This window comes from Streptomyces collinus, assembly GCF_031348265.1.
GTDB lineage: Bacteria > Actinomycetota > Actinomycetes > Streptomycetales > Streptomycetaceae > Streptomyces > Streptomyces collinus.
Genome location: NZ_CP133771.1, coordinates 5,315,332 through 5,340,618 on the forward strand (window position 1 = coordinate 5,315,332; position 25,287 = coordinate 5,340,618).

34 protein-coding genes and 3 pseudogenes are annotated in these 25,287 nt (G+C 67.9%); 27 read left to right on the top strand and 10 right to left on the bottom strand.

Annotated features, from left to right (window positions below; translation table 11 throughout):
• Positions 1-33 precede the first annotated feature (33 nt).
• The 6 genes from RFN52_RS24235 to RFN52_RS24260 form a co-directional block, all read right to left on the bottom strand.
• On the bottom strand, positions 34-1,026 hold the full coding sequence (locus tag RFN52_RS24235; protein WP_184848982.1) for a M48 family metalloprotease: 993 nt from the start codon (positions 1,024-1,026) through the stop codon (positions 34-36).
• A gap of 45 nt (positions 1,027-1,071) precedes the next feature.
• Positions 1,072-1,578, bottom strand: a complete 507-nt coding sequence (locus tag RFN52_RS24240; protein WP_184848984.1) for a Pycsar system effector family protein — start codon at positions 1,576-1,578, stop codon at positions 1,072-1,074.
• Positions 1,575-2,546 (bottom strand): SPFH domain-containing protein, encoded by a 972-nt coding sequence (locus RFN52_RS24245; protein ID WP_184848986.1) that lies wholly within the window; start codon positions 2,544-2,546, stop codon positions 1,575-1,577. Before RFN52_RS24245 ends, RFN52_RS24240 begins: the two co-directional genes overlap by 4 nt.
• A gap of 23 nt (positions 2,547-2,569) precedes the next feature.
• Positions 2,570-4,681, bottom strand: coding sequence for a hypothetical protein (locus RFN52_RS24250; protein WP_184848988.1), 2,112 nt, complete (start codon positions 4,679-4,681; stop codon positions 2,570-2,572).
• The gene (locus RFN52_RS24255; protein WP_184848989.1) at positions 4,681-5,421 is read right to left on the bottom strand and encodes a hypothetical protein; all 741 of its coding nucleotides are present in this window, start codon (positions 5,419-5,421) and stop codon (positions 4,681-4,683) included. Before RFN52_RS24255 ends, RFN52_RS24250 begins: the two co-directional genes overlap by 1 nt.
• Before the next feature lie 121 nt (positions 5,422-5,542).
• Positions 5,543-6,247, bottom strand: coding sequence for a Crp/Fnr family transcriptional regulator (locus RFN52_RS24260; RefSeq protein WP_184848991.1), 705 nt, complete (start codon positions 6,245-6,247; stop codon positions 5,543-5,545).
• 193 nt (positions 6,248-6,440) lie between these two features.
• Here RFN52_RS24260 and RFN52_RS24265 point away from each other — a divergent pair, with 193 nt between their 5' ends.
• From RFN52_RS24265 to tuf, 5 genes are all read left to right on the top strand, one after another.
• The gene (locus tag RFN52_RS24265; protein WP_311241044.1) at positions 6,441-6,959 is read left to right on the top strand and encodes a DUF1707 and DUF4190 domain-containing protein; all 519 of its coding nucleotides are present in this window, start codon (positions 6,441-6,443) and stop codon (positions 6,957-6,959) included.
• A gap of 319 nt (positions 6,960-7,278) precedes the next feature.
• A complete protein-coding gene (gene rpsL / locus RFN52_RS24270) occupies positions 7,279-7,650 on the top strand; it encodes a 30S ribosomal protein S12 (RefSeq protein ID WP_003948652.1) in 372 nt (123 codons plus the stop codon).
• A gap of 2 nt (positions 7,651-7,652) precedes the next feature.
• Positions 7,653-8,123, top strand: coding sequence for a 30S ribosomal protein S7 (gene rpsG / locus RFN52_RS24275; RefSeq protein ID WP_003992340.1), 471 nt, complete (start codon positions 7,653-7,655; stop codon positions 8,121-8,123).
• A gap of 39 nt (positions 8,124-8,162) precedes the next feature.
• A complete protein-coding gene (gene fusA, locus RFN52_RS24280; protein WP_184848994.1) occupies positions 8,163-10,289 on the top strand; it encodes an elongation factor G in 2,127 nt (708 codons plus the stop codon).
• A gap of 157 nt (positions 10,290-10,446) precedes the next feature.
• The gene (tuf, locus tag RFN52_RS24285; protein WP_030839706.1) at positions 10,447-11,640 is read left to right on the top strand and encodes an elongation factor Tu; all 1,194 of its coding nucleotides are present in this window, start codon (positions 10,447-10,449) and stop codon (positions 11,638-11,640) included.
• An 85-nt stretch (positions 11,641-11,725) separates the two neighbouring features.
• On the opposite strand, the gene RFN52_RS24290 is transcribed toward tuf, so the two are convergent.
• The 3 genes and pseudogenes from RFN52_RS24290 to RFN52_RS24300 all read right to left on the bottom strand — a co-directional run bounded on the left by RFN52_RS24290 (position 11,726) and on the right by RFN52_RS24300 (position 13,727).
• Entirely contained in the window at positions 11,726-12,103 is a 378-nt protein-coding gene (locus RFN52_RS24290) for a phage holin family protein (RefSeq protein WP_184848996.1), read from the bottom strand.
• A 115-nt stretch (positions 12,104-12,218) separates the two neighbouring features.
• Positions 12,219-13,062 (bottom strand): annotated as a pseudogene (locus RFN52_RS24295) (helix-turn-helix domain-containing protein); the annotation flags it as partial.
• Between the two features lie 212 nt (positions 13,063-13,274).
• Positions 13,275-13,727 (bottom strand): ATP-binding protein, encoded by a 453-nt coding sequence (locus RFN52_RS24300; RefSeq protein WP_184848998.1) that lies wholly within the window; start codon positions 13,725-13,727, stop codon positions 13,275-13,277.
• 155 nt (positions 13,728-13,882) lie between these two features.
• On the opposite strand from RFN52_RS24300, the gene RFN52_RS24305 reads away from it, so the two are divergent.
• Complete coding sequence (locus RFN52_RS24305; protein WP_184849000.1) at positions 13,883-14,734, top strand: helix-turn-helix domain-containing protein; 852 nt, start codon at positions 13,883-13,885, stop codon at positions 14,732-14,734.
• Entirely contained in the window at positions 14,731-14,913 is a 183-nt protein-coding gene (locus RFN52_RS24310; protein WP_184849001.1) for a DUF397 domain-containing protein, read from the top strand. The genes RFN52_RS24305 and RFN52_RS24310 overlap by 4 nt, the downstream gene beginning before the upstream one ends.
• Here the strand turns inward: RFN52_RS24310 and RFN52_RS24315 are convergent.
• Positions 14,910-15,290, bottom strand: a pseudogene (locus RFN52_RS24315) (S41 family peptidase); the annotation flags it as partial. The gene RFN52_RS24310 and the pseudogene RFN52_RS24315 overlap by 4 nt on opposite strands.
• On the opposite strand from RFN52_RS24315, the pseudogene RFN52_RS40110 reads away from it, so the two are divergent.
• From RFN52_RS40110 to rplR, 20 genes and pseudogenes are all read left to right on the top strand, one after another.
• Positions 15,268-15,517, top strand: a pseudogene (locus tag RFN52_RS40110) (putative T7SS-secreted protein); the annotation flags it as partial. The pseudogenes RFN52_RS24315 and RFN52_RS40110 overlap by 23 nt on opposite strands.
• 30 nt (positions 15,518-15,547) lie before the next feature.
• Entirely contained in the window at positions 15,548-16,084 is a 537-nt protein-coding gene (locus RFN52_RS24320; protein WP_184849005.1) for an SMI1/KNR4 family protein, read from the top strand.
• A gap of 648 nt (positions 16,085-16,732) precedes the next feature.
• Positions 16,733-17,041, top strand: a complete 309-nt coding sequence (gene rpsJ / locus RFN52_RS24325; RefSeq protein WP_003948644.1) for a 30S ribosomal protein S10 — start codon at positions 16,733-16,735, stop codon at positions 17,039-17,041.
• Between the two features lie 17 nt (positions 17,042-17,058).
• Positions 17,059-17,703 carry a 50S ribosomal protein L3 gene (gene rplC / locus RFN52_RS24330; RefSeq protein ID WP_030839681.1) on the top strand — a complete coding sequence of 215 codons (645 nt, stop codon included), beginning with the start codon at positions 17,059-17,061 and terminating at the stop codon, positions 17,701-17,703.
• Positions 17,704-17,710: 7 nt separating this feature from the next.
• Positions 17,711-18,367, top strand: a complete 657-nt coding sequence (rplD, locus tag RFN52_RS24335; protein ID WP_184849007.1) for a 50S ribosomal protein L4 — start codon at positions 17,711-17,713, stop codon at positions 18,365-18,367.
• On the top strand, positions 18,367-18,786 hold the full coding sequence (rplW, locus tag RFN52_RS24340) for a 50S ribosomal protein L23 (RefSeq protein WP_031105224.1): 420 nt from the start codon (positions 18,367-18,369) through the stop codon (positions 18,784-18,786). Before rplD ends, rplW begins: the two co-directional genes overlap by 1 nt.
• A 40-nt stretch (positions 18,787-18,826) precedes the next feature.
• Positions 18,827-19,663: a 50S ribosomal protein L2 gene (rplB, locus tag RFN52_RS24345; protein WP_031141294.1), complete on the top strand. Its 837-nt coding sequence runs from the start codon at positions 18,827-18,829 to the stop codon at positions 19,661-19,663.
• Positions 19,664-19,675: 12 nt separating this feature from the next.
• Positions 19,676-19,957, top strand: coding sequence for a 30S ribosomal protein S19 (gene rpsS / locus RFN52_RS24350; RefSeq protein WP_003992359.1), 282 nt, complete (start codon positions 19,676-19,678; stop codon positions 19,955-19,957).
• Positions 19,958-19,999: 42 nt separating this feature from the next.
• Complete coding sequence (gene rplV / locus RFN52_RS24355; RefSeq protein ID WP_030839668.1) at positions 20,000-20,347, top strand: 50S ribosomal protein L22; 348 nt, start codon at positions 20,000-20,002, stop codon at positions 20,345-20,347.
• On the top strand, positions 20,347-21,174 hold the full coding sequence (gene rpsC / locus RFN52_RS24360; RefSeq protein ID WP_030839666.1) for a 30S ribosomal protein S3: 828 nt from the start codon (positions 20,347-20,349) through the stop codon (positions 21,172-21,174). The genes rplV and rpsC overlap by 1 nt, the downstream gene beginning before the upstream one ends.
• 5 nt (positions 21,175-21,179) lie before the next feature.
• Complete coding sequence (rplP, locus tag RFN52_RS24365; RefSeq protein WP_003992362.1) at positions 21,180-21,599, top strand: 50S ribosomal protein L16; 420 nt, start codon at positions 21,180-21,182, stop codon at positions 21,597-21,599.
• Positions 21,599-21,823, top strand: a complete 225-nt coding sequence (gene rpmC, locus RFN52_RS24370; RefSeq protein ID WP_003974259.1) for a 50S ribosomal protein L29 — start codon at positions 21,599-21,601, stop codon at positions 21,821-21,823. The genes rplP and rpmC overlap by 1 nt, the downstream gene beginning before the upstream one ends.
• Positions 21,823-22,110: a 30S ribosomal protein S17 gene (gene rpsQ / locus RFN52_RS24375; protein ID WP_030839660.1), complete on the top strand. Its 288-nt coding sequence runs from the start codon at positions 21,823-21,825 to the stop codon at positions 22,108-22,110. The genes rpmC and rpsQ overlap by 1 nt, the downstream gene beginning before the upstream one ends.
• 102 nt (positions 22,111-22,212) lie before the next feature.
• The gene (gene rplN, locus RFN52_RS24380) at positions 22,213-22,581 is read left to right on the top strand and encodes a 50S ribosomal protein L14 (protein WP_003992364.1); all 369 of its coding nucleotides are present in this window, start codon (positions 22,213-22,215) and stop codon (positions 22,579-22,581) included.
• Between the two features lie 2 nt (positions 22,582-22,583).
• Entirely contained in the window at positions 22,584-22,907 is a 324-nt protein-coding gene (rplX, locus tag RFN52_RS24385; RefSeq protein WP_003992365.1) for a 50S ribosomal protein L24, read from the top strand.
• On the top strand, positions 22,907-23,464 hold the full coding sequence (gene rplE / locus RFN52_RS24390; protein WP_030839657.1) for a 50S ribosomal protein L5: 558 nt from the start codon (positions 22,907-22,909) through the stop codon (positions 23,462-23,464). Before rplX ends, rplE begins: the two co-directional genes overlap by 1 nt.
• Positions 23,465-23,469: 5 nt before the next feature.
• Positions 23,470-23,655, top strand: a complete 186-nt coding sequence (locus RFN52_RS24395) for a type Z 30S ribosomal protein S14 (protein ID WP_003948630.1) — start codon at positions 23,470-23,472, stop codon at positions 23,653-23,655.
• A 241-nt stretch (positions 23,656-23,896) separates the two neighbouring features.
• Entirely contained in the window at positions 23,897-24,295 is a 399-nt protein-coding gene (gene rpsH, locus RFN52_RS24400; RefSeq protein WP_104789270.1) for a 30S ribosomal protein S8, read from the top strand.
• Positions 24,296-24,319: 24 nt separating this feature from the next.
• Positions 24,320-24,859: a 50S ribosomal protein L6 gene (gene rplF / locus RFN52_RS24405; RefSeq protein ID WP_184849009.1), complete on the top strand. Its 540-nt coding sequence runs from the start codon at positions 24,320-24,322 to the stop codon at positions 24,857-24,859.
• A 3-nt stretch (positions 24,860-24,862) separates the two neighbouring features.
• Positions 24,863-25,246 (top strand): 50S ribosomal protein L18, encoded by a 384-nt coding sequence (gene rplR, locus RFN52_RS24410; RefSeq protein ID WP_007494754.1) that lies wholly within the window; start codon positions 24,863-24,865, stop codon positions 25,244-25,246.
• Positions 25,247-25,287: the final 41 nt, after the last annotated feature.

Genomic DNA, 25,287 nt, shown 5'->3' on the forward strand with positions numbered 1-25,287 from the left:
GGTCATCCTGCGGGGTGGCCGCCCTTCGGCGTCTCACCGGCGGTTGTTCAGATGGGCCTGCAAGTGGTGCAGCCGCGTGTGGACGTCGGGGTGGGAGTCAAGCAGGCGCGCGATCACTGCCTCCCTGGTGAAGGCGAGACCCGGGGCGTCGGCCCGGCGAGATTCCTCCCGGGCGCGTTCCTGGTGCAGCACCGCCATCAGCTGGGGTGCGAAGCCAAGGCCCGCAGCGTGCTCGTCGGCCCGCAGCTCGGACCGCCGGGACACCGCGGCGGCCAGGTACGGAGTGGCCAGGGGCAGGAAGATCAGTCCGTACGTGGCGGTCGCCAGCGCGATCACGGCCGCGCCGGCCACGCCGATCACGACGGCGGCCGCACCGGTCGGGAGCCGGCCCAGCCCAGCGGTCAGCAGCACCAGCAGACGCCAGGAGAGCCGGGCCGGCAGCGCGTACCAGACGGACAGCAGTGAGGCCCACGCGTGCCCCCGGGTGTGATGCCCCAGTTCGTGGGCGAGGACGCCGCCGAGCTGCGCGGGCGGCAGGACGCGCAGCGAGTGACTGGTCACACCGACGATGTGACCGGCCGCCGCCATGGCGTTGATGTCGTCGCTTTCCTCCACCCACAGCTGATAGCCGCTCGCGTCCACTCCGGCCCGGGCGGTCACCTCGCGCCAGACGGGCCGCAGCCGTTCGTCCTCCAACGCAGTGGGGTAACGCAGGCCGAACAGCCACCGGGCCATGAGGCGCTCACACGGCCGGTGGAAGGCCAGAGCTCCACTGAGGGCCCAGCCTCCGAAGAGAAGCGGCCACGGCAGATTGCTCAGGTGGCTCACGGCGTACGAGATGGCGAAGACGACGCCCAGACTGGCCGTCACCTGCGGGAGATGCAGCGCCAGCGAGCCGAGAGCGGTGACGTCCGCCCCGCGTTGGCGGGCGGCGATGTGGACCCGGCCGGGGCGGTGGGGGAGGTCGTCGTCACAGGCCGGTGGCGAGGAGCCGGGCGTCCGCGATTGCTCGGACTCGTACGACATGGGTGGGGTCCGTCCTTCCCGTGCGGGGGCAAAGAGCGGTGACGTTCAGATGAGGAGCATCGAGCCGGGCAGCAGGACGGCCGCGCAGCCGAACGAGAGCAGTCCGGTCCGGATCCAGAAGTGCTTGCGGGCGGCGATGCCGCTCGTCTCGGCTAGGGCGGCCCGGAGGCCGGGGCCGGGGTCGCGGCCTGTTTCCGCCAGGGCGGCGGCGAGCCGGCCGGTCTGCGAGGCCCGTCGTATGTCGCCGAAGTAGGTGAGAGGCCGGCCGGGCGTCCACCGGCTTCTCCGGTAGCGGGGCAGTACCGCCAGCAGAAGGGCGAACAGGGCGACGACCAGCGAGGCCGTCCCCGCCCACCACAGCAGGGCGGCGGGCCCCGGGAGTTGGTCCGGACTCCAGTGGCGGTTGGTCAGGAGCGCGGCCAGCACGCCCGCCGAGATGCCGAGCGCGCCGACGAGAACGGTGGCCTTGGCGTCGGCACGGGCGATCTCGTTCCTGAGGTCGGCGAGCAGCTGGGTGCCCGCCCGCACCCCGGGGTCGTCCGAGGGGGTCATGTGCCGGCCCCCGGGTCGGGCTCGGGCGGGGTGGACGGGTCCGTGGTCCGCAAGATGGCCTTCATGCGCTCGGCGACGAGCTTGCGGGGCTCGTCCAGCTGGTAGTCCTCCAGATGCTTGTCCTCCAGCGCCTGGTTGATCAGGCTCACCTGCGTGTCCAGCAACCGGTTCTGGCCTGCCTGGAGGTGTTCCAGGACGAGTGGGGTCTCGTCGGGGTGGGCCGCCAGGTGCAGGGCGAGCGCGGCAGTTCCGCCCCGGGCCAGGGTGAGCTCGTAGAACCGGATCTGTTCGGCCCTGCGTTCGGACTCGTACCTTTCGCGGAGCAGGGTCGCCTCGTGCTCCGGCTTCGCGGCCTCCACCTCGTGCTGGGCTGTGCGCAACCGGGCCTGGTGGAATCGCTCGGTGGCGTCGCGGCGCAGGCGTACGGAGCAGGTGACGCGCAGGCCCTGGACCTCGCCGAGCGATGTCGCCTCCCGTACCGCCTGCTGCACGGCACGCTCGGCCTCGGCGCTGGCATCGATGGGGTGCCGGCGCCCGGCGTCCCGCAGCAGCGGCAGCAGCTCCCGGGTGAGCACGGCGGGAACGTCCCGCTCCTGGCTGCGGACGAACCGGGCCGGGTCGGCGACCCTCCAGCCGATGTCGGCGGTGACTTCGAACTCGAAGCTGTCGACCTCGCTGGGCACGGGAACATTCAGCTGGAAGGCGTGCGGATCCGTGTCCACCTCGTACACGGCGACGTAGCGCCGCACGGACGTGGGCCGGTCGGGCGGCAGGAAGGTCTCGTACGCCCCCTTCCGCGTCACACACACCAAAGCGTGGTCGATGCGGCCCGTGAAGCGCCGGCCGCCGAGGTGGAAACGGGGGAGCTGCCAGACGGTGCGGACGGGATCGGCGTCGGTGTGCGGGGCTGCGGGGTGCTCGGGCTGCTGCTGGAACCAGTCCAGTTGCTCTTGCTCGGTGTGCTCCATGGTGGGCCTCCGGAAGAAGGGAGTCAGTCGAGGGAGAGGCGCCGGCTCAGCCGGACGGCGGCCGGCGAGCGGGCTCCCCTGGAGTCGCGGACCGTGCTCAGCAGGTGGCTGACGCGGTGGCGGTTGGTCGGTGTGGTGACGAGGGCGCCGAGCAGGGAGGCGAGGGCTGATTCGCTCTCGGGGTCGTCGTCGGCTCCGCGCACCCAGCTGCGCAGGATGCCCAGTGCCTGCGGGTTGTGCGCCCGGTCGGTCAGCAGCGCGTCCCAGAACTCGATCAGGTACCGGGTGACGGCGGTGTCCTCGGCTGCAGCGGCCCGCGCGTACCAGTCGAGGACGGGCGGGCGGTCGCTCTCGTCGCCCTTGGCCTGCCTGCAGGCCTGGCGGAACGCGAGCAGGGCGTGCGGGCGGACCACGCGGTCGGCGGGGAGGAGCTCGGCCAGGGCGGCCAGTACGGGCTCCCGTACGGCGAGGAGCAGGAGCTCCAGGGCGTCGGCGAGCTGGCGGGCCTCCTCCGGTACCTCCTCGTCCTCGGGATCGCCGTCGGTTTCGGCGGACGGCGGCCGGTGCATGGCGTCCACGAGGGCCGCCAGGGTCTCCTCGTGATGTACCGGGCCGAGGAGGCCGTAGGCGCGGATGGCCGTCCAGCGGCGGCTCTCGATGTCCCCGGTGCACCAGTCGTGCAGGATCCGGGAGACGGTCGGCACCCGCAGAAGCTGCGCCATGGTGAGGGCGTTGGCCGCGGTCAGCCAGGCATGCGGCTTACGGCTGTCGGCCCAAGGCTCGATGAGATGTGCCATGGCGGACGACAGATCGGCGGTGGCGAGCAGTGCGGCGGCCGACGCCACCCGGGTCCTCACCAGCGGGCGTCGGTCGTCGGTCAGCTTGCGGATCCACTCCGCCAGGGCCGGGCGGGCTGACGGGTGGAGGTTCCAGACTTCCTCCAGCAGCATCCGGGCTGTTCGCTCGTCCCGGAAGGCGGCACAGAACCTGCCCTCCAACGGCCCCCATTCGGTGACCTCCGCGGTGACATAGCCATCGGCGTGGGCGAGCCGGAGGCGGTCCTCCCGCGAGCTGCCGAAGACCGGGATGGACGGCCGGGCACCGGGGTCCTGGATCTCGTGCAGGCGTACGAAGAGACTGTCGGCCAGCTCGGCGGTGACCGCGTACGGCGCCTTGTCGAACACGGCGAGGGAGACCAGGAATGCCTTGTCCCGCAACACCGGCTTCTCTGCGGTGAGCCAGCGGGCCACCCGGGTCGCCACGGCTGTCTCGCCCCAGGCGGCGAGCCGCGCCTCGTCGATCTCGCCGCGGTGGTGGGCGACGACCTGCAGCGCGAACTGCCTGATCTCGTCCGGCCGGTGCTGCCGGGTGAGGAACTCCTTCACCGCCGGCAGACCCACCAGGCCGGGCCAGACGTCCTCGCCGGTAGCCGGGGTGACATGGGCGTGCAGCAAGTCCTCAGCCGGTGGCGGCTCCCACCGTACGGAGAAGAGGTCGTCCAGTGCCGCCGAAGGTTCGACGGTGATCACCAGGCGGGCTCGGGTCCGCTCCAGCTGCTCGCGAAGGGCCAGCAGCTGGGCTTCCCGCAGAGGGCGGTTGCGGCTGACCATCAGATCGCACAGGACATATCCGGCCGAGCTCTCGACCTCGTCGGCCAGTGCGGCGAACGACGCCGGAGGGTCCAGGGAGCGGATCGGCTCGGCGCCCAGCCGGTGCAGCAGCATCAGCGCGGCGGAGCGGCGGCCTGTCTCGTGTCCGCCGGACAAGATGACGAGCCTGTCGTCCCGCAGCCGTCCGAGCGCCTCGTCGAAGCTGTCACAGCTCCGGAAGACACCCTTCAGCTTCTCGATCTCCGTGTGCGGGACCGGTCCGGACAAGGGGGCGGGTGCCTTGGGGCGGCCTCCGAAGTGGAAGTGCTGGTCGCCGTAGTGCGTACCGCCCGTCTGCCCGAACTGGTCGCGGCCGACCAGCGTCGAGACGAAGTCCGGGCCGTGGGCGATCAGGTCCCGGCGTGCGGCCCAGGCCTCCTGCCTCGGCTGCTCCTCTGCCTCGTCCTCCTGCTTCTTCCTGTCTCCGTCCGGAGCGGGCTCCTCGGCAGGTTTGGGTGCGTCGGTCGCCGCTTCGTCCTGGCTCATCAGCGCTCGTCCCGGGCACGGCCGGTGAAGTCGAAGTGCTGACCGCCGTGGAGCGTGCCGCCCGTCTGACCGTACTGATCGCCCTTGATGCGGGTGTCGTTGTGCCGGGATGCGGCTGCCTCCGGGGCCGGGGCGGCGGAGCCGGCGGCGGCTTCGGGGGAGCCGCCGGTGCCCGGCTCCCCGTGCACCCACGCCACCGTGGGCCCCTCCTTCGTCTCTACGGTCGCCTGGTGGAACTCCTCCGGGCGCACCCCGAGCGGCCCGTGTCGTACCACCCCCTTGTAGATGCCGTCCGACACGCACAGCACGCAATCGGCCTCTCGCTGCTTCAGGGCGTCGCGCAGCGGATCGGAGTTCAGGAGGCGGACCGCGTGGTTGAGGTCCGAGCCGACCCAGCCGTCGAGCTCGTCGACCGCGACGTAGCCGGAGGAGAGGACGATGCGCAGGCGCATGCGGGCGCTGTCCGCGAGCAGGCGGTTCTTGTTGTGGAGAAGGGCGGGCGTCTCGGTCAGGAGGGTCTTGACCAGGTTCGGCACGGGGACGGCGGTGTCGATGAGCTCCATGACGGAGTCGCCGCGGTCGGCGCGCAGCCGGGCCGTCTCGTCGACATCGGCGGTGAGGAGGGTCGTGTCGACGACGTCGTACAGGACCCGTCGCAGGAACGCCTGCTCCACGTCGTCGCGAGAGCCGTACTGCTCGATGTCGAAGAGGAGGATCGTGCGGTACACGGGGTCGGTCATGGCTGCCTCTCGTGTCGGTGTCCGTGGTCCAGCACGATGGCGGGCTGCGGACGCGCGTCAGAGGACCGATGACATGGACGGACTGTGACCGTGTGCACAGACCGGACGGCCCGGATGTGCGTCAGGCAGAGGTGTCGCCCGCGATGCGGTGCAGTACATCGGGGCGGAGCACCACGATCCGGCGGCGCCGGGTGGCGACGACCTGCCGGTCCCGCAACTCCTTGAGGAGCCGGGCCACCGCCTCGCGCGAGGAGCCGACCGAACCGGCGAACTCCTGCTGGCTGAGCCCGATGGTGAGTTCGATGCCCTCGTCCGTGCGGCTGCCGTGGGTGCGGACCAGTTCGAGCAGCAGGACGGCCAGCCGCTCCCGCACGGTGAGGGCGGCCCATTCCAGCCGGCGGCGGTCGGTGGAGCGCTGGCGGTCCGTGGACAGGCTCAGCAGATGCAGCGCCACCCGGGGATGTTCCGAGACGAACAGGGTGAAGCGGCCCTGGTCGATGACGACCGCATCGACCGGCTCCAGGGCTGTCACGGTCGCCGAGCGGTGGCGGCCGCTCAGCGCCGCCCCCTCACCGATGATGTCGCCGGGCCCGCGCAGGGCGAGCAGGGCCTCGTAGCCGTTGACCGCGATCGCCGTGACCTTGGTCCAGCCGTGCAGCAACAGCAGGACATGGGACGAGGGCTCGTCCTGGTGCAGGATGACGCCGCGTTCCCGGTAGCTGAGGGGACGGCCGATGGAGAGCAGAGCGGTGCGGTCGTCCCGCTCCAGCCGGGCCAGAAAAGGGACGCCGTCGTCGTCCCACGCTCGCGACTGCCCCCCGGTCATCCCGCCGACCCCCGTGCTCAGCTGTGCCGATGCCTGCCCCCTGCAGGCGTCAACGTACTTGAAATGACCATGAGAAGAACGGGCGACAATCGGCCGGGTGGCCGACACGCGGTGCCTCGTTGTGGACGCACCTGTGCCGGAGGGCGCGCTTCGGCGCATCATGGAAGGACTCCGGCCCCCGGGGAGGTGCTCCGTGTCGCAGCCCTATCCGTCCTGGCAGCCCTGGCAGGGCTCCGGTGCCCCGTCGATGCTCGCGTCGCACGCCGACCGGGAGCGGGCCGTGGACGTGCTCAGAGCCGGGTACGGCGAGGGGCGCCTGGAGCACGGCGAGTTCGAGAAGCGGGTCGGGCGGGCGTACGCGGCGCGGACCGTGGGGGAGCTGGCGCTGCTCGTCGCGGATCTGCCGCAGGGGCCGTTGCCGGGGTCAGCCTCGTTCGCGCCCGTGCCGGCGTCGTTCCTGCCCGTGTCGCGGCCGCGGACCAACGGGAAGGCTGTCGCGGCCGGGGTGTGCGGGCTGCTGTGCGTGCCCACCATGGGGCTGACCGGGATCCCGGCGGTCGTGCTGGGGCATGTGGCCCGGGCCGAGATCCGCAGCCGGGGAGAGCTGGGGGACGGGCTCGCGCTGACCGGTCTGGTGCTCGGATGGTTGTCGACGGCAGGTTGGGCACTCGTTCTGGTGTTGCTGACAGTGGTGTCCGTCGTAGCATCCTGAAGGTATGCATATCGGACACTCGCCGACGAATTGAAGATCGACAACGGTCGAGGGGCTTGACATGTCCCGCCTGGCGATGCGGGCGGTGCCCATTTGTTTTGACCGCAGCGAATGCGGTAGGTACGCTCAGACCTTGTGCCTGGGGTGTGCCCTGGCTCGCGTGTGTGCCATGAACCGCACGGCGAGCCGACACTGGCCACCGTAATCTGCGCTGTTTCTGCCTCGCGGCGGGAGTCCGCGGGTTCGACACACCCGACCGCGTGGGTCGGCGACGTTCCAGGTTAGCTTCACCATTCGGCACACAGAAACCGGAGAAGTAGTGCCTACGATCCAGCAGCTGGTCCGCAAGGGCCGGCAGGACAAGGTCGAGAAGAACAAGACCCCCGCACTTGAGGGTTCTCCTCAGCGTCGGGGCGTCTGCACGCGTGTGTTCACGACCACCCCGAAGAAGCCGAACTCGGCCCTGCGTAAGGTCGCGCGTGTGCGTCTGACCAGCGGGATCGAGGTCACCGCTTACATTCCGGGTGAGGGACACAACCTGCAGGAGCACTCCATCGTGCTCGTGCGCGGCGGCCGTGTGAAGGACCTGCCGGGTGTTCGCTACAAGATCATCCGTGGCTCCCTCGACACCCAGGGTGTCAAGAACCGCAAGCAGGCCCGTTCCCGCTACGGCGCCAAGAAGGAGAAGTAAGAATGCCTCGTAAGGGCCCCGCCCCGAAGCGCCCGGTCATCATCGACCCGGTCTATGGTTCTCCTCTGGTGACGTCGCTCATCAACAAGGTGCTGCTGAACGGCAAGCGCTCCACCGCCGAGCGCATCGTCTACGGCGCCATGGAGGGTCTGCGTGAGAAGACGGGCAACGACCCGATCATCACGCTGAAGCGCGCGCTGGAGAACATCAAGCCGACCCTCGAGGTCAAGTCCCGCCGTGTCGGTGGTGCGACGTACCAGGTTCCGATCGAGGTCAAGCCCGGTCGCGCCAACACGCTCGCGCTGCGCTGGCTGGTCGGCTACTCCCGCGCCCGCCGTGAGAAGACGATGACCGAGCGCCTGCTCAACGAGCTTCTCGACGCGTCCAACGGCCTCGGTGCCGCTGTGAAGAAGCGCGAGGACACCCACAAGATGGCCGAGTCCAACAAGGCCTTCGCGCACTACCGCTGGTAGTCGCTACCCACATCGAGACCGAGAGAAGACTGAAGCCTTATGGCTACCACTTCACTTGACCTGGCCAAGGTCCGCAACATCGGGATCATGGCCCACATCGACGCGGGCAAGACGACCACCACCGAGCGGATCCTGTTCTACACCGGTGTGTCTTACAAGATCGGTGAGGTCCACGACGGCGCTGCCACGATGGACTGGATGGAGCAGGAGCAGGAGCGTGGCATCACGATCACGTCTGCTGCGACCACCTGTCACTGGCCGCTCGAGGACAACGACTACACCATCAACATCATCGACACCCCGGGTCACGTCGACTTCACCGTCGAGGTGGAGCGCTCCCTGCGTGTGCTCGACGGTGCCGTGACGGTGTTCGACGGTGTCGCCGGTGTCGAGCCGCAGTCCGAGACGGTGTGGCGTCAGGCCGACCGTTACGGCGTGCCCCGCATCTGCTTCGTGAACAAGCTGGACCGCACCGGCGCCGAGTTCCACCGCTGCGTGGACATGATCTCGGACCGCTTGGGCGCCCAGCCGCTGGTCATGCAGCTGCCGATCGGTGCCGAGGCGGACTTCAAGGGCGTCATCGACCTCGTGACGATGAAGGCCCTGGTCTGGTCGGCCGAGGCGACCAAGGGCGAGATGTACGACACCGTCGACATCCCGGACACCCACGCCGAGGCTGCCGAGGAGTACCGCGGCAAGCTGCTCGAGGCCGTCGCCGAGAACGACGAAGAGCTGATGGAGCTGTACCTGGAGGGCACCGAGCCCACCGTGGAGCAGCTCTACGCCGCGATCCGTCGTATCACCATCGCGTCCGGCAAGAGCGGCGGCACCACCGTCACTCCCGTGTTCTGCGGCACCGCGTTCAAGAACAAGGGCGTTCAGCCCCTGCTCGACGCGGTCGTGCGCTACCTGCCCACCCCGCTCGACGTCGAGGCCATCGAGGGCCACGACGTCAAGGACCCGGAGCAGGTCATCGCGCGCAAGCCGTCGGAGGACGAGCCCCTCGCCGCGCTCGCGTTCAAGATCATGAGCGACCCGCACCTCGGCAAGCTCACCTTCGTCCGGGTCTACTCGGGCCGCCTGGAGTCCGGCACCGCCGTGCTGAACTCCGTCAAGGGCAAGAAGGAGCGCATCGGCAAGATCTACCGCATGCACGCGAACAAGCGTGAGGAGATCGACTCGGTGGGCGCCGGCGACATCGTCGCCGTCATGGGCCTGAAGCAGACCACCACCGGTGAGACGCTGTCCGACGACAAGAACCCGGTGATCCTGGAGTCCATGGACTTCCCGGCGCCGGTCATCCAGGTCGCCATTGAGCCCAAGTCCAAGGGCGACCAGGAGAAGCTGGGTGTCGCCATCCAGCGCCTGGCCGAGGAGGACCCGTCGTTCCAGGTCCACTCGGACGAGGAGACGGGCCAGACCATCATCGGTGGTATGGGCGAGCTGCACCTTGAGGTGCTGGTCGACCGTATGCGCCGTGAGTTCAAGGTCGAGGCCAACGTCGGCAAGCCGCAGGTCGCCTACCGCGAGACGATCCGCAAGGCCGTCGAGCGCGTCGACTACACGCACAAGAAGCAGACTGGTGGTACCGGCCAGTTCGCCAAGGTGCAGATCGCGATCGAGCCGATCGAGGGCGGCGACGCCTCGTACGAGTTCGTGAACAAGGTCACCGGTGGCCGCATCCCGAAGGAGTACATCCCTTCGGTGGACGCCGGTGCGCAGGAGGCCATGCAGTTCGGCATCCTGGCCGGCTACGAGATGACGGGCGTCCGCGTCACGCTCATCGACGGTGGCTACCACGAGGTCGACTCCTCCGAGCTCGCGTTCAAGATCGCCGGTTCGCAGGCCTTCAAGGAGGCCGCGCGCAAGGCGTCCCCCGTGCTCCTTGAGCCGATGATGGCCGTCGAGGTCACCACGCCCGAGGACTACATGGGTGAGGTCATCGGCGACATCAACTCCCGCCGTGGTCAGATCCAGGCCATGGAGGAGCGGGCCGGTGCCCGCGTCGTGAAGGGCCTCGTGCCCCTCTCGGAGATGTTCGGTTACGTCGGCGACCTGCGCAGCAAGACGTCCGGCCGTGCGAGCTACTCCATGCAGTTCGACTCCTACGCCGAGGTTCCGCGGAACGTCGCCGAGGAGATCATCGCGAAGGCCAAGGGCGAGTAACGCACCGCGTTCATACGCCGTAGGCTTGACTCCGGAGCCTCGTGGGGCATTCCGCCGCAACAGCGGAGGGAATGCCCCGGGGATCCGGGCCATCCAGCAAAGATCACCTGGCGCCGATGAGTAAGGCGTACCAGAACCACTCCACAGGAGGACCCCAGTGGCGAAGGCGAAGTTCGAGCGGACTAAGCCGCACGTCAACATCGGCACCATCGGTCACATCGACCACGGTAAGACGACCCTCACGGCCGCCATTACCAAGGTGCTGCACGACGCGTACCCGGACCTGAACGAGGCCTCGGCCTTCGACCAGATCGACAAGGCTCCTGAGGAGCGCCAGCGCGGTATCACCATCTCCATCGCGCACGTCGAGTACCAGACCGAGACGCGTCACTACGCCCACGTCGACTGCCCCGGTCACGCGGACTACATCAAGAACATGATCACGGGTGCGGCGCAGATGGACGGCGCCATCCTCGTGGTCGCCGCCACCGACGGCCCGATGCCGCAGACCAAGGAGCACGTGCTCCTGGCCCGCCAGGTCGGCGTTCCGTACATCGTCGTCGCCCTGAACAAGGCCGACATGGTGGACGACGAGGAGATCCTGGAGCTCGTCGAGCTCGAGGTCCGTGAGCTCCTCTCCGAGTACGAGTTCCCGGGCGACGACCTGCCGGTCGTCAAGGTCTCGGCGCTCAAGGCCCTCGAGGGCGACAAGGAGTGGGGCAACTCCGTCCTCGAGCTCATGAAGGCCGTGGACGAGAACATCCCGCAGCCCGAGCGTGACGTCGACAAGCCGTTCCTGATGCCGATCGAGGACGTCTTCACGATCACCGGTCGTGGCACCGTCGTCACCGGTCGTATCGAGCGCGGTGTCCTCAAGGTCAACGAGACCGTTGACATCGTGGGCATCAAGCAGGAGAAGACCACCACCACGGTCACCGGCATCGAGATGTTCCGGAAGCTCCTCGACGAGGGTCAGGCCGGTGAGAACGTCGGTCTGCTGCTTCGTGGCATCAAGCGCGAGGACGTCGAGCGCGGCCAGGTCATCATCAAGCCGGGCTCGGTCACCCCGCACACCGAGTTCGAGGCGCAGGCCTACATCCTGTCCAAGGACGAGGGTGGCCGCCACACGCCGTTCTTCAACAACTACCGCCCGCAGTTCTACTTCCGTACGACGGACGTGACCGGCGTGGTGACCCTCCCCGAGGGCACCGAGATGGTCATGCCGGGTGACAACACCGAGATGAAGGTGGAGCTCATCCAGCCCGTCGCCATGGAGGAGGGCCTGAAGTTCGCCATCCGTGAGGGTGGTCGGACCGTGGGCGCCGGCCAGGTCACCAAGATCAACAAGTAAGTCTTCGGACTGGCTTGAGGGTCTACTGACCTGAGTGGCTCGAAGGGGCCCGTACGACTTCGGTCGTGCGGGCCCTTTGGCCTTTCTACCCGGTCTCGGGCTGCGGCCCGAGGGCCAGGAGAACCAGGACCGTCACCCGCACGATGACGCCGCCGAGCAAGGCGGTGAGGAAGCCGTCGACATGGAGGCCGTACTCCATATCGGAGCCGAGCCAGGACACGAGCAGCCAGACGAGGGTGTCCTGGGCGATGCCGATCACCGCCAGAAGCAGCAGGAGGACCGGGGGAGCCGTCCTTATGTTGTTCGGGTAGCTGTAGATCAGCTGATTCACGATGAGAAAGACGGCACCGGTGAGGATCACCTCCCACGGCGGCGAGTCGAGGATCGTGCTGATGCCGGGGAGGAGCACGGTGGCCAGTGTGACCCCGAGAAAGGTGCCGAGTACGCGACTTCGCTTGTCCATGCGGCGAGATCATGACTTAGGGCACGTCTGGGGACAAGATCCCTGCGTGTGTGGGTTCTGGCATCGCGATCGTGGGACGCGTTCCGTTCAACTGGTCGGAATCCCAGGCCTGTAGCTCGGCCCTGGAGGATCGGCAGTCGTGGCAGCGGCCGGGGGACGGGGCGCGGAAGGCGCGGTCGCAGCCGTCGCAGGTCTGGCAGGGGTGACGGACGGCCGGCGGTGGTGAGGGCGCCTGAACGGGGGCGGTGGCGGAGGCTGGGCTGTGAGGCGGTGGGCCAGGAGGGCGGCCGGGCGGTGGAGGGGCTCCGGTGGGAGGTCCGTCGTCAGGGCGTGCAGTACGGCGGCCGGGGAGACGTCGCGCTCCAGCCAGGCGGCGACGCCCGCTGCGAGGTGGGCGGTGTCGCACGCGGACAGGAGGAGGCGGGGGTCGTCGCGGCGGAGCCGGCTGAGGAGGTCCGTGGCCTGCTGGAGGAGGGCGGGGGCGGAGCAGGCCGGGCGCGGTACCGCGGGGAGGGGTTTGCCGCCGGGCTGCTTGTCCGCTTCCTCGGAGCGGGGCGCGGGGTGTCCGTACGGCTGTGGCCCGGCTGGTTGCAGGAGGTCGTGCGGGTGATGATCCGGCCGTCCGGGACGCGCTCGCGGGTGCGGCGCAGGTAGCCGTGGGCCTCCAGCTCGCGCAGGGCTGCGGCGATGCGGGTCGTGCCCTCCGGGAAACGGGCCGTCAGGGACTTGATGTCGATCCGGGAGCCCGCCGGGAGCGACTGGATGTGCACCGAGAGCCCGATCGCGAGCAGTGACAGCTCCGGGTGCTGGGCCAGGTGGTTGCCGATCACCGTGAAGCGGGTGGTGTGGCGGGTGTTGTCGTGGACCAGGCCGGAGTGAGGGTGCCGCCGGTTCGGGTGCTTCTTTGCGGCAACCCGGGTGGGGGCGTGCGGGGGCACGTTAGGGTTCTGCGTATCCATCGGGAAGGTCCTGTCTTCCTCGGTGGTCAGGCCCTCGCACTGGGATTGCCGTCCCGGCGGGGGCCGTCGCATGTCTGCGGTTGTGTCGTGACGTGTTGCGCCGAGCGTAGGGCAGGCAAGGACCCCCGAATCCAGCCGAGTTGCTGATGTTCACCCGCGAGGGTGAGGCAGCCCTGCGGCTGGGAGGAGGGGTGGGGTTTGGCCGGGTTCTTTCACCCTTGTGGTCCTTGGAGGAGGGCGCCTGTACCGCCGAAGCACGGACTTTCGGGTTCCGGCGCGAGGTCGAGTTCGGCCCAGACGGTCTTGCGGGGCGGCAGTCCCCGGGTGACGCCCCAGCGGTCGGCGAGTGCGTCGACCAGGAGGAGGCCCAGGCCGGGGCGGGCTGTCGGCAGGCGGTCTGCGCGGGTGTCCGTCACCTCGATGCGGAGGGTCCTGGCGACGACGTAGAGGAGCAGGCGGAAGTCGCGGCCAGGGGTGCGGCCATGTGTCGCCGCGTTGACCGACAGCTCCGCGACGACCTGCCGCGCGGGGTCCAGTGGCAGTCCCCAACAGCGCAGCTGTTCGGCGGCGAGGAGGCGGGCCAGGCGGGCGCCGCGTGGGGTGGGGGACAGCTGGAGGCTGAAGTTGCGGACGGAGGTGCGGAGTTCGGGGGAGTTCTGCTTCACGTCACTCAGCGTCGCTGTCCGCGCTTACCGTGAACAGTGACTCAGCGGGTGCGTACGGTGACTGTCCGGAGCTTGTCCGGCGTTGTCCGGGCTGTCGGGGCCGGGCGTACGGGTAGGGCGCTGGGCACGGTCGTACGACGGCGGAAGGGTGCGGGATGACGGCGGTCGAGGCGGACGAGCCGGGTTGGGAGGTGGACCCGGACGACGAGTGGGGCGTCGCGGTCATCGCCACGGTCGGGCGGCAGCTGAAGCTGCGGCGTGAGGCGGTGGGGATGCGGGCCGCGGAGTTCGGGGCGGCGGTGGGGTACGGCGAGGACATGGTCTACAAGATCGAGGGTGGGAAGCGGATCCCTCGGCAGGACTATCTGGTCAGGGCCGATGAGGTGCTGGGGGCGGGTGGGCTGGTCGCTGCGGCTTGGGAGGACGTGAAGAGGGTTCGGTATCCCAAGAAGGTGCGCGAGCTTGCCAAGTTGGAGGGGCAGGCGGTGGAGATCGGGGTGTATGAGTGCAACAGCGTCCATGGGCTGTTGCAGACGCCGGAGCATGCGCGGGCCTTGTTCGAGGCGTGGCAGCCGTCCTACTCGCCGGACGACATCGATCGAATGGTGGCCGCTCGTCTGGCCCGGCAGGCGGTATTCGAACGCGACCCCGCTCCCTCAGTCCATTTCGTCCTGGAAGAGGCACCGCTACGCCGACAAGTCGGGGGCACAATGGTGTGGCGGCAGCAGCTCGAACGTCTGCTGGAGGTGGGGCGCTTGAACAACGTCACGCTTCAGGTCATGCCGACGAACAGCGACGCTCATCCAGGGCTGGATGGCCGGATCGAGTTGCTGAAGTTCCCGGACGGTACGGCAGTGGGTCGCGCGGACGGCCTGTACAACGGCCGACCTGTCTCTGAGCCGAGGCAACTCCGCATCCTGGAGCTGCAATATGGGACCCTCCGGGCGCAGGCTCTCCCACCCCGGGAGTCGCTGGCCTTTGTCGAGACACTGCTGGGAGAGACATGATCCGCAACGCTGAACTGGCCTGGTTCAAGAGCAGCTACAGCAGCGGTACCAACGGCGAGTCCTGCGTCGAGATCGCCATAGCCCCCCACGCCGTCCACGTCCGGGACTCCAAGCACACCGAAGGCCCCCGGCTGGCGATTGCGCCGGAGGCCTGGTCGGAGTTCCTGGCCTCCGTCTAGCCGTCGTTCCGAAGGACGCTCACCGCGCGGTCGAACGCCGAGTCGCGGTTCTTGGCGAACTCCTCCTTCGTGAACACCGGCTCGGTGATGTGGGGCGGGATGCCGGTGCCGTCGTGGGTCCGGCCCGACCGGTTGAGGAACTCCTCGTTCGGGAGGATCGCCGTCATCCCGTTCGGCAGGTTGCGCTGCATGACGTCGGAGAAGACCCCCTGGGTCGGCTGCCCGATACGAAACATGCCGCCCGGGCGGTCGATCAGGGCCTGCGTGAAGGTCTCACCCGCGCTGACGGTCGTGCCCGAGGTCAGTACGGCGATGGGCCCGGTGTAGCGGGGCCCGTCGGCCGGTACGACCCGGATGGGCTCGGGGCGGGTGTGCCGGCCACGGACATGGCATGTCCTGGATCTGGACAAGGATCCGACGCCGGTGATCCGCAGCGGGTGCGCACACTCGCGAAGCACCTGCACGACTTCGCCGACGACGTCTCCGACGCGCTTCGTCTGGTCAAGGGGATGGCGGGGAAGGGCACGCTTCTTGAGTGGGCGGGCAAGTCGGCGGATGTCTTCAAGGGGACTTCGCGGATGTCCCGAAGAACCCGCATGAGCTCACCATCCGGGCGCTGGGTGACGGAGGTGTTGTGACCGCACGCGACGAACTCCTGCGCAACGTGCCGCCGCCCGACGGCGTCGAGATCCACGTCGACTGGGCCGGAATCGAGGAGGCCTTGGGCGTAGCACTGCCGGACGACTACAAGTGGCTCGTCGAGCGGTACGGGCCGGGATCCTTCGACGACTTCCTGCACATCTTCCAGCCGGAATCCCCGTTCGCCATGACCCGTCTCCTGGAGTCCTCGGAGCGGGCCGCGGAGATCCTGGAGCAGGCGCGGGAGAGGGGCGGGAGCATCCCGTACGAGACCGACGAGCTGTTGGCCGTCGGGGCCACGGACAATGGCGACACGATCTACTGGGTGACCCGTCCGGAGGATGAGCCGAATTCCTGGACGATCACGGCCAACGGTGCGCGCACCATGAAGTGGCCGCACTTCGAAGGCGGGATCGTCGCCTTCCTGCTTGCGGTGATGTCCGGTGCACATCACGTGGACGTCTTTCCGCAGGTCTTCCCCCGAGAGCCCGTGTTCTCTCCCTACCCTGCTCCGGATCCGCGCCGCCGCTGATCACCGGAGAGTGGCCCTGCCACGTAGATGCCGTGTCCGCAGGTGGTGCACTTGACCTCGGCGTAACCGGTGGGACTGTCGCGACGCCTCATGTCCCGGACGGCGAGATCGCGCGCACCGCAGTTGGGGCAGGCTGCGTCCGTGATCTGCACCTCTTCGCGCAGTACCTTCCTGCCCAGCGTGGACCATGCGTCTCTGTGAGGTACGACCATGAGTACTCCGGCCCCGGTTTGACCTGCGTCACCCTCGGGGTATTCTCCTCGGCTCGATTGGCGTCGCCCATGCCCCGTATGGCAGACTGTCCGAGTTGCTCGGTCGAGTGTTGATGCTGCGCGCCTCCCGCCGGGAGGACCGGAAGCGAGTCCCACAGTACTCGTCGCCCTAACTGCCACCACGGCAGCGCTGGGGCGGACGTACGGGAATCTTCCGGGAAGTGTCAGCGCGGCACCGACCAGGCACCCGGTGGGCCTTCGCTCCCGGCCTGCGGTTCCGGAAGGGCCGTGCGCATTCCAGCAGGGATGTTCGAACAAGGGACATCTGTGTCAGCGGGAGAGCGACACGCCCGACCGCGTGGGTCGGAGGAACGAAGGCAGCAGAAGGAATCCACCGGGTTCCAGAGCGTTAGAGAGACAGGACTACTGAGTAGCCATGGCGGGACAGAAGATCCGCATCCGGCTCAAGGCCTACGACCACGAGGTCATCGACTCTTCGGCGAAGAAGATCGTCGAGACGGTGACGCGTACTGGTGCGTCGGTCGCAGGCCCGGTGCCGCTGCCCACTGAGAAGAACGTGTACTGCGTCATCAAGTCGCCGCACAAGTACAAGGACTCGCGCGAGCACTTCGAGATGCGCACGCACAAGCGCCTGATCGACATCCTCGACCCGACCCCCAAGACCGTTGACTCTCTGATGCGACTCGACCTCCCGGCCGGTGTCGACATCGAGATCAAGCTCTGAGGGCTGGTGATCTGAGAATGGCTAAGCAGATCAAGGGCATCCTGGGCGAGAAGCTCGGCATGACGCAGGTGTGGGACGCGAACAACCGTGTTGTTCCGGTCACCGTCGTCAAGGCCGGCCCCAACGTCGTCACCCAGGTCCGTACGAACGACGTCGACGGCTACGAGTCCGTCCAGATCGCGTTCGGCGAGATCGACCCGCGCAAGGTGAACAAGCCCCTCAAGGGCCACTTCGCCAAGGCCGACGTCACTCCCCGCCGCCACCTCGTCGAGATCCGTACCGCTGACGCCAGCGAGTACACCCTCGGCCAGGAGATCACCGCCGAGGTGTTCGAGGCCGGCCTCAAGGTCGACGTGACCGGCAAGAGCAAGGGCAAGGGCTTCGCCGGTGTCATGAAGCGTCACAACTTCAAGGGCCTCGGCGCCGGACACGGCACCCAGCGCAAGCACCGCTCGCCCGGTTCCATCGGTGGCTGCGCCACCCCGGGCCGCGTGTTCAAGGGCCTCCGCATGGCGGGTCGCATGGGCAACGAGCGTGTCACCACCCAGAACCTGACCGTCCACGCCGTTGACGCGGAGAAGGGTCTGCTGCTCATCAAGGGCGCGGTTCCCGGTCCGAACGGCGGCCTCGTCCTGGTCCGCACCGCGGCCAAGGGGGCCTGAGGTACCGATGAGCACTGTTGACATCCTTTCGCCTGCAGGCGAGAAGACCGGTAGCGTCGAGCTCCCCGCGGAGATCTTCGGCGTGGAGAAGATCAGCATCCCGCTGATCCACCAGGTCGTCGTCGCGCAGAACGCCGCTGCCCGTCAGGGCACGCACAAGACCAAGACCCGCGGCGAGGTTCGCGGTGGCGGCAAGAAGCCGTACCGCCAGAAGGGCACCGGCCGCGCCCGCCAGGGTTCGACCCGTGCGCCGCAGTTCGCCGGCGGTGGCGTCGTCCACGGCCCGCAGCCGCGTGACTACTCGCAGCGGACCCCGAAGAAGATGAAGGCCGCGGCCCTGCGCCACGCCCTCACCGACCGGGCCCGTCACAACCGCATCCACGTCGTCTCCGGCGTGGTCGAGGGCGAGACCCCCTCCACGAAGGCCGCCAAGTCGCTGTTCGGCAAGATCTCGGAGCGCAAGAACCTGCTCCTGGTCGTCGACCGCGCCGACGAGGCCGCGTGGCTGTCCGCCCGCAACCTGCCCCAGATCCACATCCTGGAGCCGGGCCAGCTGAACACGTACGACGTTCTCGTCTCGGACGACGTGGTCTTCACCAAGGCCGCCTTCGAGTCCTTCGTGTCCGGCCCGAAGGCCAATGACACCGAAGGGAGCGAGGTCTGATGGCTATCCGTCACCCCGCTATCGCCTCCAAGGCGGCGAAGAAGGCCAAGGCCGCGCGCGTCGCCAAGGCGCGCCGCCACGCCGCCGAGGGCAAGAACACCGTCGAGACCCCGCTGAGCAAGTCCTTCACGGACCCCCGTGACGTGCTGCTCAAGCCGGTCGTCTCCGAGAAGAGCTACGCGCTTCTCGACGAGGGCAAGTACACGTTCGTCGTGGACCCGAGCGCCAACAAGACCCAGATCAAGCAGGCCGTCCAGGCGGTCTTCTCGGTCAAGGTCACCGGGGTCAACACGATCAACCGCCAGGGCAAGCGCAAGCGGACCCGCACCGGCTTCGGCCAGCGCGCGTCCACCAAGCGCGCGATCGTGACCCTCGCTGAGGGCGACCGTATCGACATCTTCGGCGGTCCGACCGCCTAAGGGCGGTCCGGATCGTCCGATATCGGACGAGGACTGAGAAATGGGAATCCGCAAGTACAAGCCGACTACGCCGGGCCGTCGTGGCTCCAGCGTCGCCGACTTCGTCGAGGTCACGCGGTCCACGCCGGAGAAGTCGTTGGTCCGCCCCCTGCACAGCAAGGGTGGCCGTAACAACTCCGGTCGTGTGACCGTCCGCCACCAGGGCGGTGGCCACAAGCGCGCCTACCGCGTGATCGACTTCCGTCGTCACGACAAGGACGGCGTGCCGGCGAAGGTCGCGCACATCGAGTACGACCCCAACCGCACCGCGCGCATCGCGCTCCTGCACTACGCGGACGGCGAGAAGCGCTACATCCTCGCGCCGCGTGGCCTGAGCCAGGGCGACCGCGTCGAGAACGGTCCCGGGGCCGACATCAAGCCGGGCAACAACCTTGCCCTGCGCAACATCCCGGTCGGTACCACGCTGCACGCCATCGAGCTGCGTCCCGGTGGCGGTGCGAAGTTCGCCCGCTCCGCCGGCGCCTCGGTGCAGCTGCTCGCGAAGGAGGGCTCGATGGCCCACCTCCGCATGCCGTCCGGTGAGATCCGCCTGGTCGACCAGCGCTGCCGCGCCACGGTCGGCGAGGTGGGCAACGCCGAGCAGAGCAACATCAACTGGGGTAAGGCGGGCCGTAAGCGCTGGCTGGGCGTTCGCCCGACCGTGCGTGGTGTGGTCATGAACCCGGTGGACCACCCGCACGGTGGTGGCGAAGGCCGTACCTCGGGTGGTCGCCACCCGGTGTCCCCCTGGGGCAAGAAGGAAGGCCGTACTCGTTCGCCCAAGAAGGCGTCGAACAAGTACATCGTCCGCCGCCGCAAGACGAACAAGAAGCGCTAAGGACGGGTTGAGATGCCTCGTAGCTTGAAGAAGGGGCCCTTCGTCGACGACCACCTGATCAAGAAGGTGGACGCCCAGAACGAAGCCGGCACCAAGAACGTCATCAAGACCTGGTCCCGTCGCTCCATGATCGTGCCGGCCATGCTCGGCCACACGCTCGCGGTGCACAACGGCAAGACCCACATTCCGGTGTTCGTCACCGAGTCGATGGTCGGCCACAAGCTCGGCGAGTTCTCGCCGACGCGCACCTTCCGGGGTCACGTCAAGGACGACCGGAAGTCGAAGCGCCGCTAAGCGCGGGGTGGAATGACCATGACAGACACTGGAAGGACAACCATGGAAGCCAGGGCCCAGGCGCGGTACATCCGCGTCACGCCCATGAAGGCCCGCCGCGTGGTGGACCTCATCCGTGGCCTGAACGCCACGGAGGCTCAGGCGGTCCTGCGTTTCGCCCCGCAGGCCGCGAGCCAGCCGGTCGGCAAGGTGCTTGACAGCGCCATCGCCAATGCCGCGCACAACTACGACCACACCGATGTCGACAGCCTCTTCGTCTCCGAGGCCTACGTCGACGAGGGCCCGACCCTGAAGCGGTTCCGGCCGCGCGCCCAGGGCCGTGCCTACCGGATCCGCAAGCGGACCAGCCACATCACCGTGGTCGTCAGCAGCAAGGAAGGAACCCGGTAATGGGCCAGAAGGTAAACCCGCACGGGTTCCGGCTCGGTGTCACGACCGACTTCAAGTCGCGTTGGTACGCCGACAAGCTGTACAAGGACTACGTCAAGGAAGACGTCGCCATCCGTCGGATGATGACGTCCGGCATGGAGCGCGCCGGCATCTCCAAGGTCGAGATCGAGCGCACCCGTGACCGCGTGCGTGTGGACATCCACACCGCTCGTCCGGGCATCGTCATCGGCCGCCGTGGCGCCGAGGCCGACCGCATCCGCGGTGACCTCGAGAAGCTCACGGGCAAGCAGGTCCAGCTGAACATCCTCGAGGTCAAGAACCCCGAGACCGACGCTCAGCTGGTTGCCCAGGCCGTCGCCGAGCAGCTCTCCTCCCGCGTCTCCTTCCGCCGCGCCATGCGTAAGAGCATGCAGTCGGCGATGAAGGCCGGCGCCAAGGGCATCAAGATCCAGTGCGGTGGCCGCCTCGGTGGCGCCGAGATGTCCCGCTCGGAGTTCTACCGCGAGGGCCGTGTGCCCCTGCACACGCTCCGCGCGAACGTGGACTACGGCTTCTTCGAGGCCAAGACGACCTTCGGCCGCATCGGCGTGAAGGTCTGGATCTACAAGGGCGACGTCAAGAACATCGCCGAGGTCCGCGCCGAGAACGCTGCGGCCCGTGCGGGTAACCGCCCGGCCCGTGGTGGCGCCGACCGCCCGGCCCGTGGTGGCCGCGGTGGCGAGCGTGGCGGGCGCGGTCGTAAGCCGCAGCAGGCTGCCGGCGCCGAGGCCCCCAAGGCTGAGGCTCCCGCCGCCGCTCCGGCTGAGAGCACCGGAACGGAGGCCTGACCGTCATGCTGATCCCCCGTAGGGTCAAGCACCGCAAGCAGCACCACCCCAAGCGCAACGGCATGTCCAAGGGTGGCACGCAGGTTGCGTTCGGCGAGTACGGCATCCAGGCGCTGACCCCGGCCTACGTGACGAACCGCCAGATCGAGGCGGCTCGTATCGCGATGACCCGCCACATCAAGCGTGGCGGCAAGGTCTGGATCAACATCTACCCGGACCGCCCCCTCACCAAGAAGCCCGCCGAGACCCGCATGGGTTCCGGTAAGGGTTCTCCTGAGTGGTGGATCGCCAACGTCAAGCCCGGACGTGTGATGTTCGAGCTGTCGTACCCCAACGAGAAGATCGCGCGCGAGGCCCTGACCCGTGCGGCTCACAAGCTGCCGATGAAGTGCAAGATCGTCAAGCGCGAGGCAGGTGAAGCGTGATGTCGGCCGGTACCAAGGCGTCTGAGCTGCGCGAGCTGGGCAACGAGGAGCTTCTCGCGAAGCTTCGCGAGGCCAAGGAAGAGCTGTTCAACCTCCGCTTCCAGGCGGCGACGGGTCAGCTCGAGAACCACGGTCGGCTCAAGGCCGTCCGCAAGGACATCGCGCGGATCTACACCCTGATGCGTGAGCGCGAGCTGGGCATCGAGACGGTGGAGAGCGCCTGATGAGCGAGAGCAACGTGACTGAAGAGACCAAGACGGACCGCGGTTTCCGCAAGACCCGCGAGGGCCTGGTCGTCAGCGACAAGATGGACAAGACCGTCGTCGTCGCCGTCGAGGACCGCGTCAAGCACGCGCTGTACGGCAAGGTCATCCGTCGTACGAGCAAGCTCAAGGCCCACGACGAGCAGAACGCCGCGGGTGTCGGCGACCGTGTCCTCCTCATGGAGACCCGGCCGCTGTCCGCGACGAAGCGCTGGCGCGTCGTCGAGATCCTCGAGAAGGCCAAGTAATCCCTCCTAGGGGGACTCCCTAGGCATCGTTCCGCCAGGCTCGGGGCGGGTGTGTGACTCACGCTCCCGCCCCGGGAACCGGCAGACAATCAGGAGATAGACGTGATCCAGCAGGAGTCGCGACTGCGTGTCGCCGACAACACTGGTGCGAAGGAAATCCTTTGCATCCGTGTGCTCGGTGGCTCCGGTCGCCGCTACGCGGGTATCGGTGACGTCATCGTCGCCACCGTCAAGGACGCGATCCCCGGCGGCAACGTGAAGAAGGGTGACGTCATCAAGGCGGTCATCGTTCGCACCGTCAAGGAGCGCCGCCGTCCGGACGGCTCGTACATCCGCTTCGACGAGAACGCCGCCGTCATTCTCAAGAACGACGGCGACCCTCGTGGCACCCGTATCTTCGGCCCGGTGGGCCGGGAGCTGCGCGAGAAGAAGTTCATGAAGATCATCTCGCTCGCGCCGGAGGTGCTGTAAGCATGAAGATCAAGAAGGGCGACCTGGTCCAGGTCATCACCGGTAAGGACAAGGGCAAGCAGGGCAAGGTCATCGCGGCCTTCCCCCGCGAGGACCGTGTCCTGGTCGAGGGTGTCAACCGGGTCAAGAAGCACACCAAGGCCGGTCCGACGGCTCGCGGTTCGCAGGCCGGCGGCATCGTCACCACCGAGGCGCCGATCCACGTCTCCAACGTCCAGCTGGTCGTGGAGAAGGACGGCAACAAGGTCGTGACCCGCGTCGGTTACCGCTTCGACGACGAAGGCAACAAGATCCGCGTTGCCAAGCGGACGGGTGAGGACATCTGATGACGACCACCACCAGCCCGCGTCTGAAGCAGAAGTACCGTGAGGAGATCACGGGCAAGCTGCGTGACGAGTTCAAGTACGAGAACGTCATGCAGATCCCCGGTCTCGTCAAGATCGTGGTCAACATGGGTGTGGGCGACGCCGCCCGCGACTCCAAGCTGATCGAGGGCGCCATCCGCGACCTCACCACGATCACCGGTCAGAAGCCGGCCGTCACCAAGGCCCGCAAGTCCATCGCGCAGTTCAAGCTGCGTGAGGGCCAGCCGATCGGTGCCCACGTCACGCTCCGTGGCGACCGCATGTGGGAGTTCCTGGACCGCACCCTGTCGCTCGCGCTGCCGCGCATCCGCGACTTCCGCGGCCTGTCCCCCAAGCAGTTCGACGGCCGTGGCAACTACACCTTCGGTCTCACGGAGCAGGTCATGTTCCACGAGATCGACCAGGACAAGATCGACCGCACCCGGGGTATGGACATCACCGTGGTGACCACGGCGACCAACGACGCTGAGGGCCGCGCGCTCCTTCGTCACCTCGGCTTCCCCTTCAAGGAGGCGTGAGCGAGATGGCGAAGAAGGCTCTGATCGCTAAGGCTGCTCGTAAGCCCAAGTTCGGTGTGCGTGGCTACACCCGCTGCCAGCGCTGCGGCCGCCCGCACTCCGTGTACCGCAAGTTCGGCCTCTGCCGCGTGTGCCTTCGTGAGATGGCTCACCGTGGCGAGCTGCCGGGCGTGACCAAGAGCTCCTGGTAATCCCCCCAATAGGGGATTCGCAGGGCTCTCGGTAAGCACGTAGGGGTGGCAGGACGCCCGGCCCGCATGGCTTAGGCTTGTGGGGTTGGGCGTCTGCCGCCGCCCGTACGCCGCGGACACCTGTCCGCTCATTGAATGCTTACTACGCCGTAGGTCCACCGCGCCGCACCCGTCCCGTCTCGGATCGGGGAGAGGGATGGCGCACCAGGAAACCCCGGCGAGAGAGGCCGAAGGCCAATTCATGACCATGACTGATCCGATCGCAGACATGTTGACGCGTCTGCGGAACGCGAACTCGGCATACCACGACTCTGTGACGATGCCGGCGTCCAAGATCAAGTCGCACATCGCGGAGATCCTCCAGCAGGAGGGCTTCATCACGGGCTGGAAGGTCGAGGACGCCGAGGTCGGCAAGAACCTCGTCCTGGAGCTGAAGTTCGGCCCCAACCGTGAGCGCTCCATCGCGGGCATCAAGCGGATCTCCAAGCCCGGTCTCCGGGTGTACGCGAAGTCCACCAACCTGCCGAAGGTTCTGGGCGGCCTGGGCGTGGCCATCATCTCCACGTCCCACGGTCTCCTGACCGGCCAGCAGGCGCAGAAGAAGGGCGTGGGTGGGGAAGTCCTCGCCTACGTCTGGTAATTCGGGAACGGAGGAGAGACAGCAATGTCGCGTATCGGCAAGCTCCCCATCCCGGTTCCCGCCGGCGTGGACGTCACCATCGACGGCCGTACGGTCGCGGTCAAGGGCCCCAAGGGCGAACTGACCCACACCGTCATCGCGCCGATCGACATCGCGAAGGCCGAGGACGGCACCCTTCAGGTGCTGCGGCCGAACGACGAGCGGCAGAGCAAGGCCCTGCACGGCCTGTCCCGCACGCTGGTGGCGAACATGATCACCGGTGTGACCCAGGGATACGTCAAGAAGCTCGAAATCAGCGGTGTCGGCTACCGTGTCCTGGCCAAGGGCTCCAACCTGGAGTTCTCCCTGGGCTACAGCCACCCGATCCTGGTCGAGGCCCCCGAGGGCATCACCTTCAAGGTGGAGTCCCCGACCCGTTTCTCGGTCGAGGGCATCGACAAGCAGAAGGTCGGCGAGGTTGCGGCCAACATCCGCAAGCTGCGCAAGCCCGACCCGTACAAGGCCAAGGGTGTCAAGTACGAGGGCGAAGTCATCCGCCGCAAGGTCGGAAAGGCGGGTAAGTAAGCCATGGCATACGGGCAGAAGATCCTTAAGGGCGACGCCTACAAGCGCGCCGCGATCAAGCGCCGCCACATTCGTATCCGTAAGCACATCAACGGTACGGCGGAGCGTCCGCGTCTGGTCGTTACCCGCTCGAACCGCCACATCGTGGCCCAGGTGATCGACGACATCAAGGGTCACACCCTTGCGTCGGCGTCCACCCTGGACACCTCGATCCGCGGTGGCGAGGGCGACAAGTCCGCGCAGGCCAAGCAGGTCGGCGCCCTGGTCGCCGAGCGCGCCAAGGCCGCCGGTGTCGAGGCCGTCGTGTTCGACCGTGGTGGTAACCAGTACGCGGGGCGCATCGCCGCCCTGGCGGACGCCGCCCGCGAGGCCGGACTCAAGTTCTGAGTCGGTTCCGTAGCTAGCGGAAACAGAGAGAGGTAATTCCA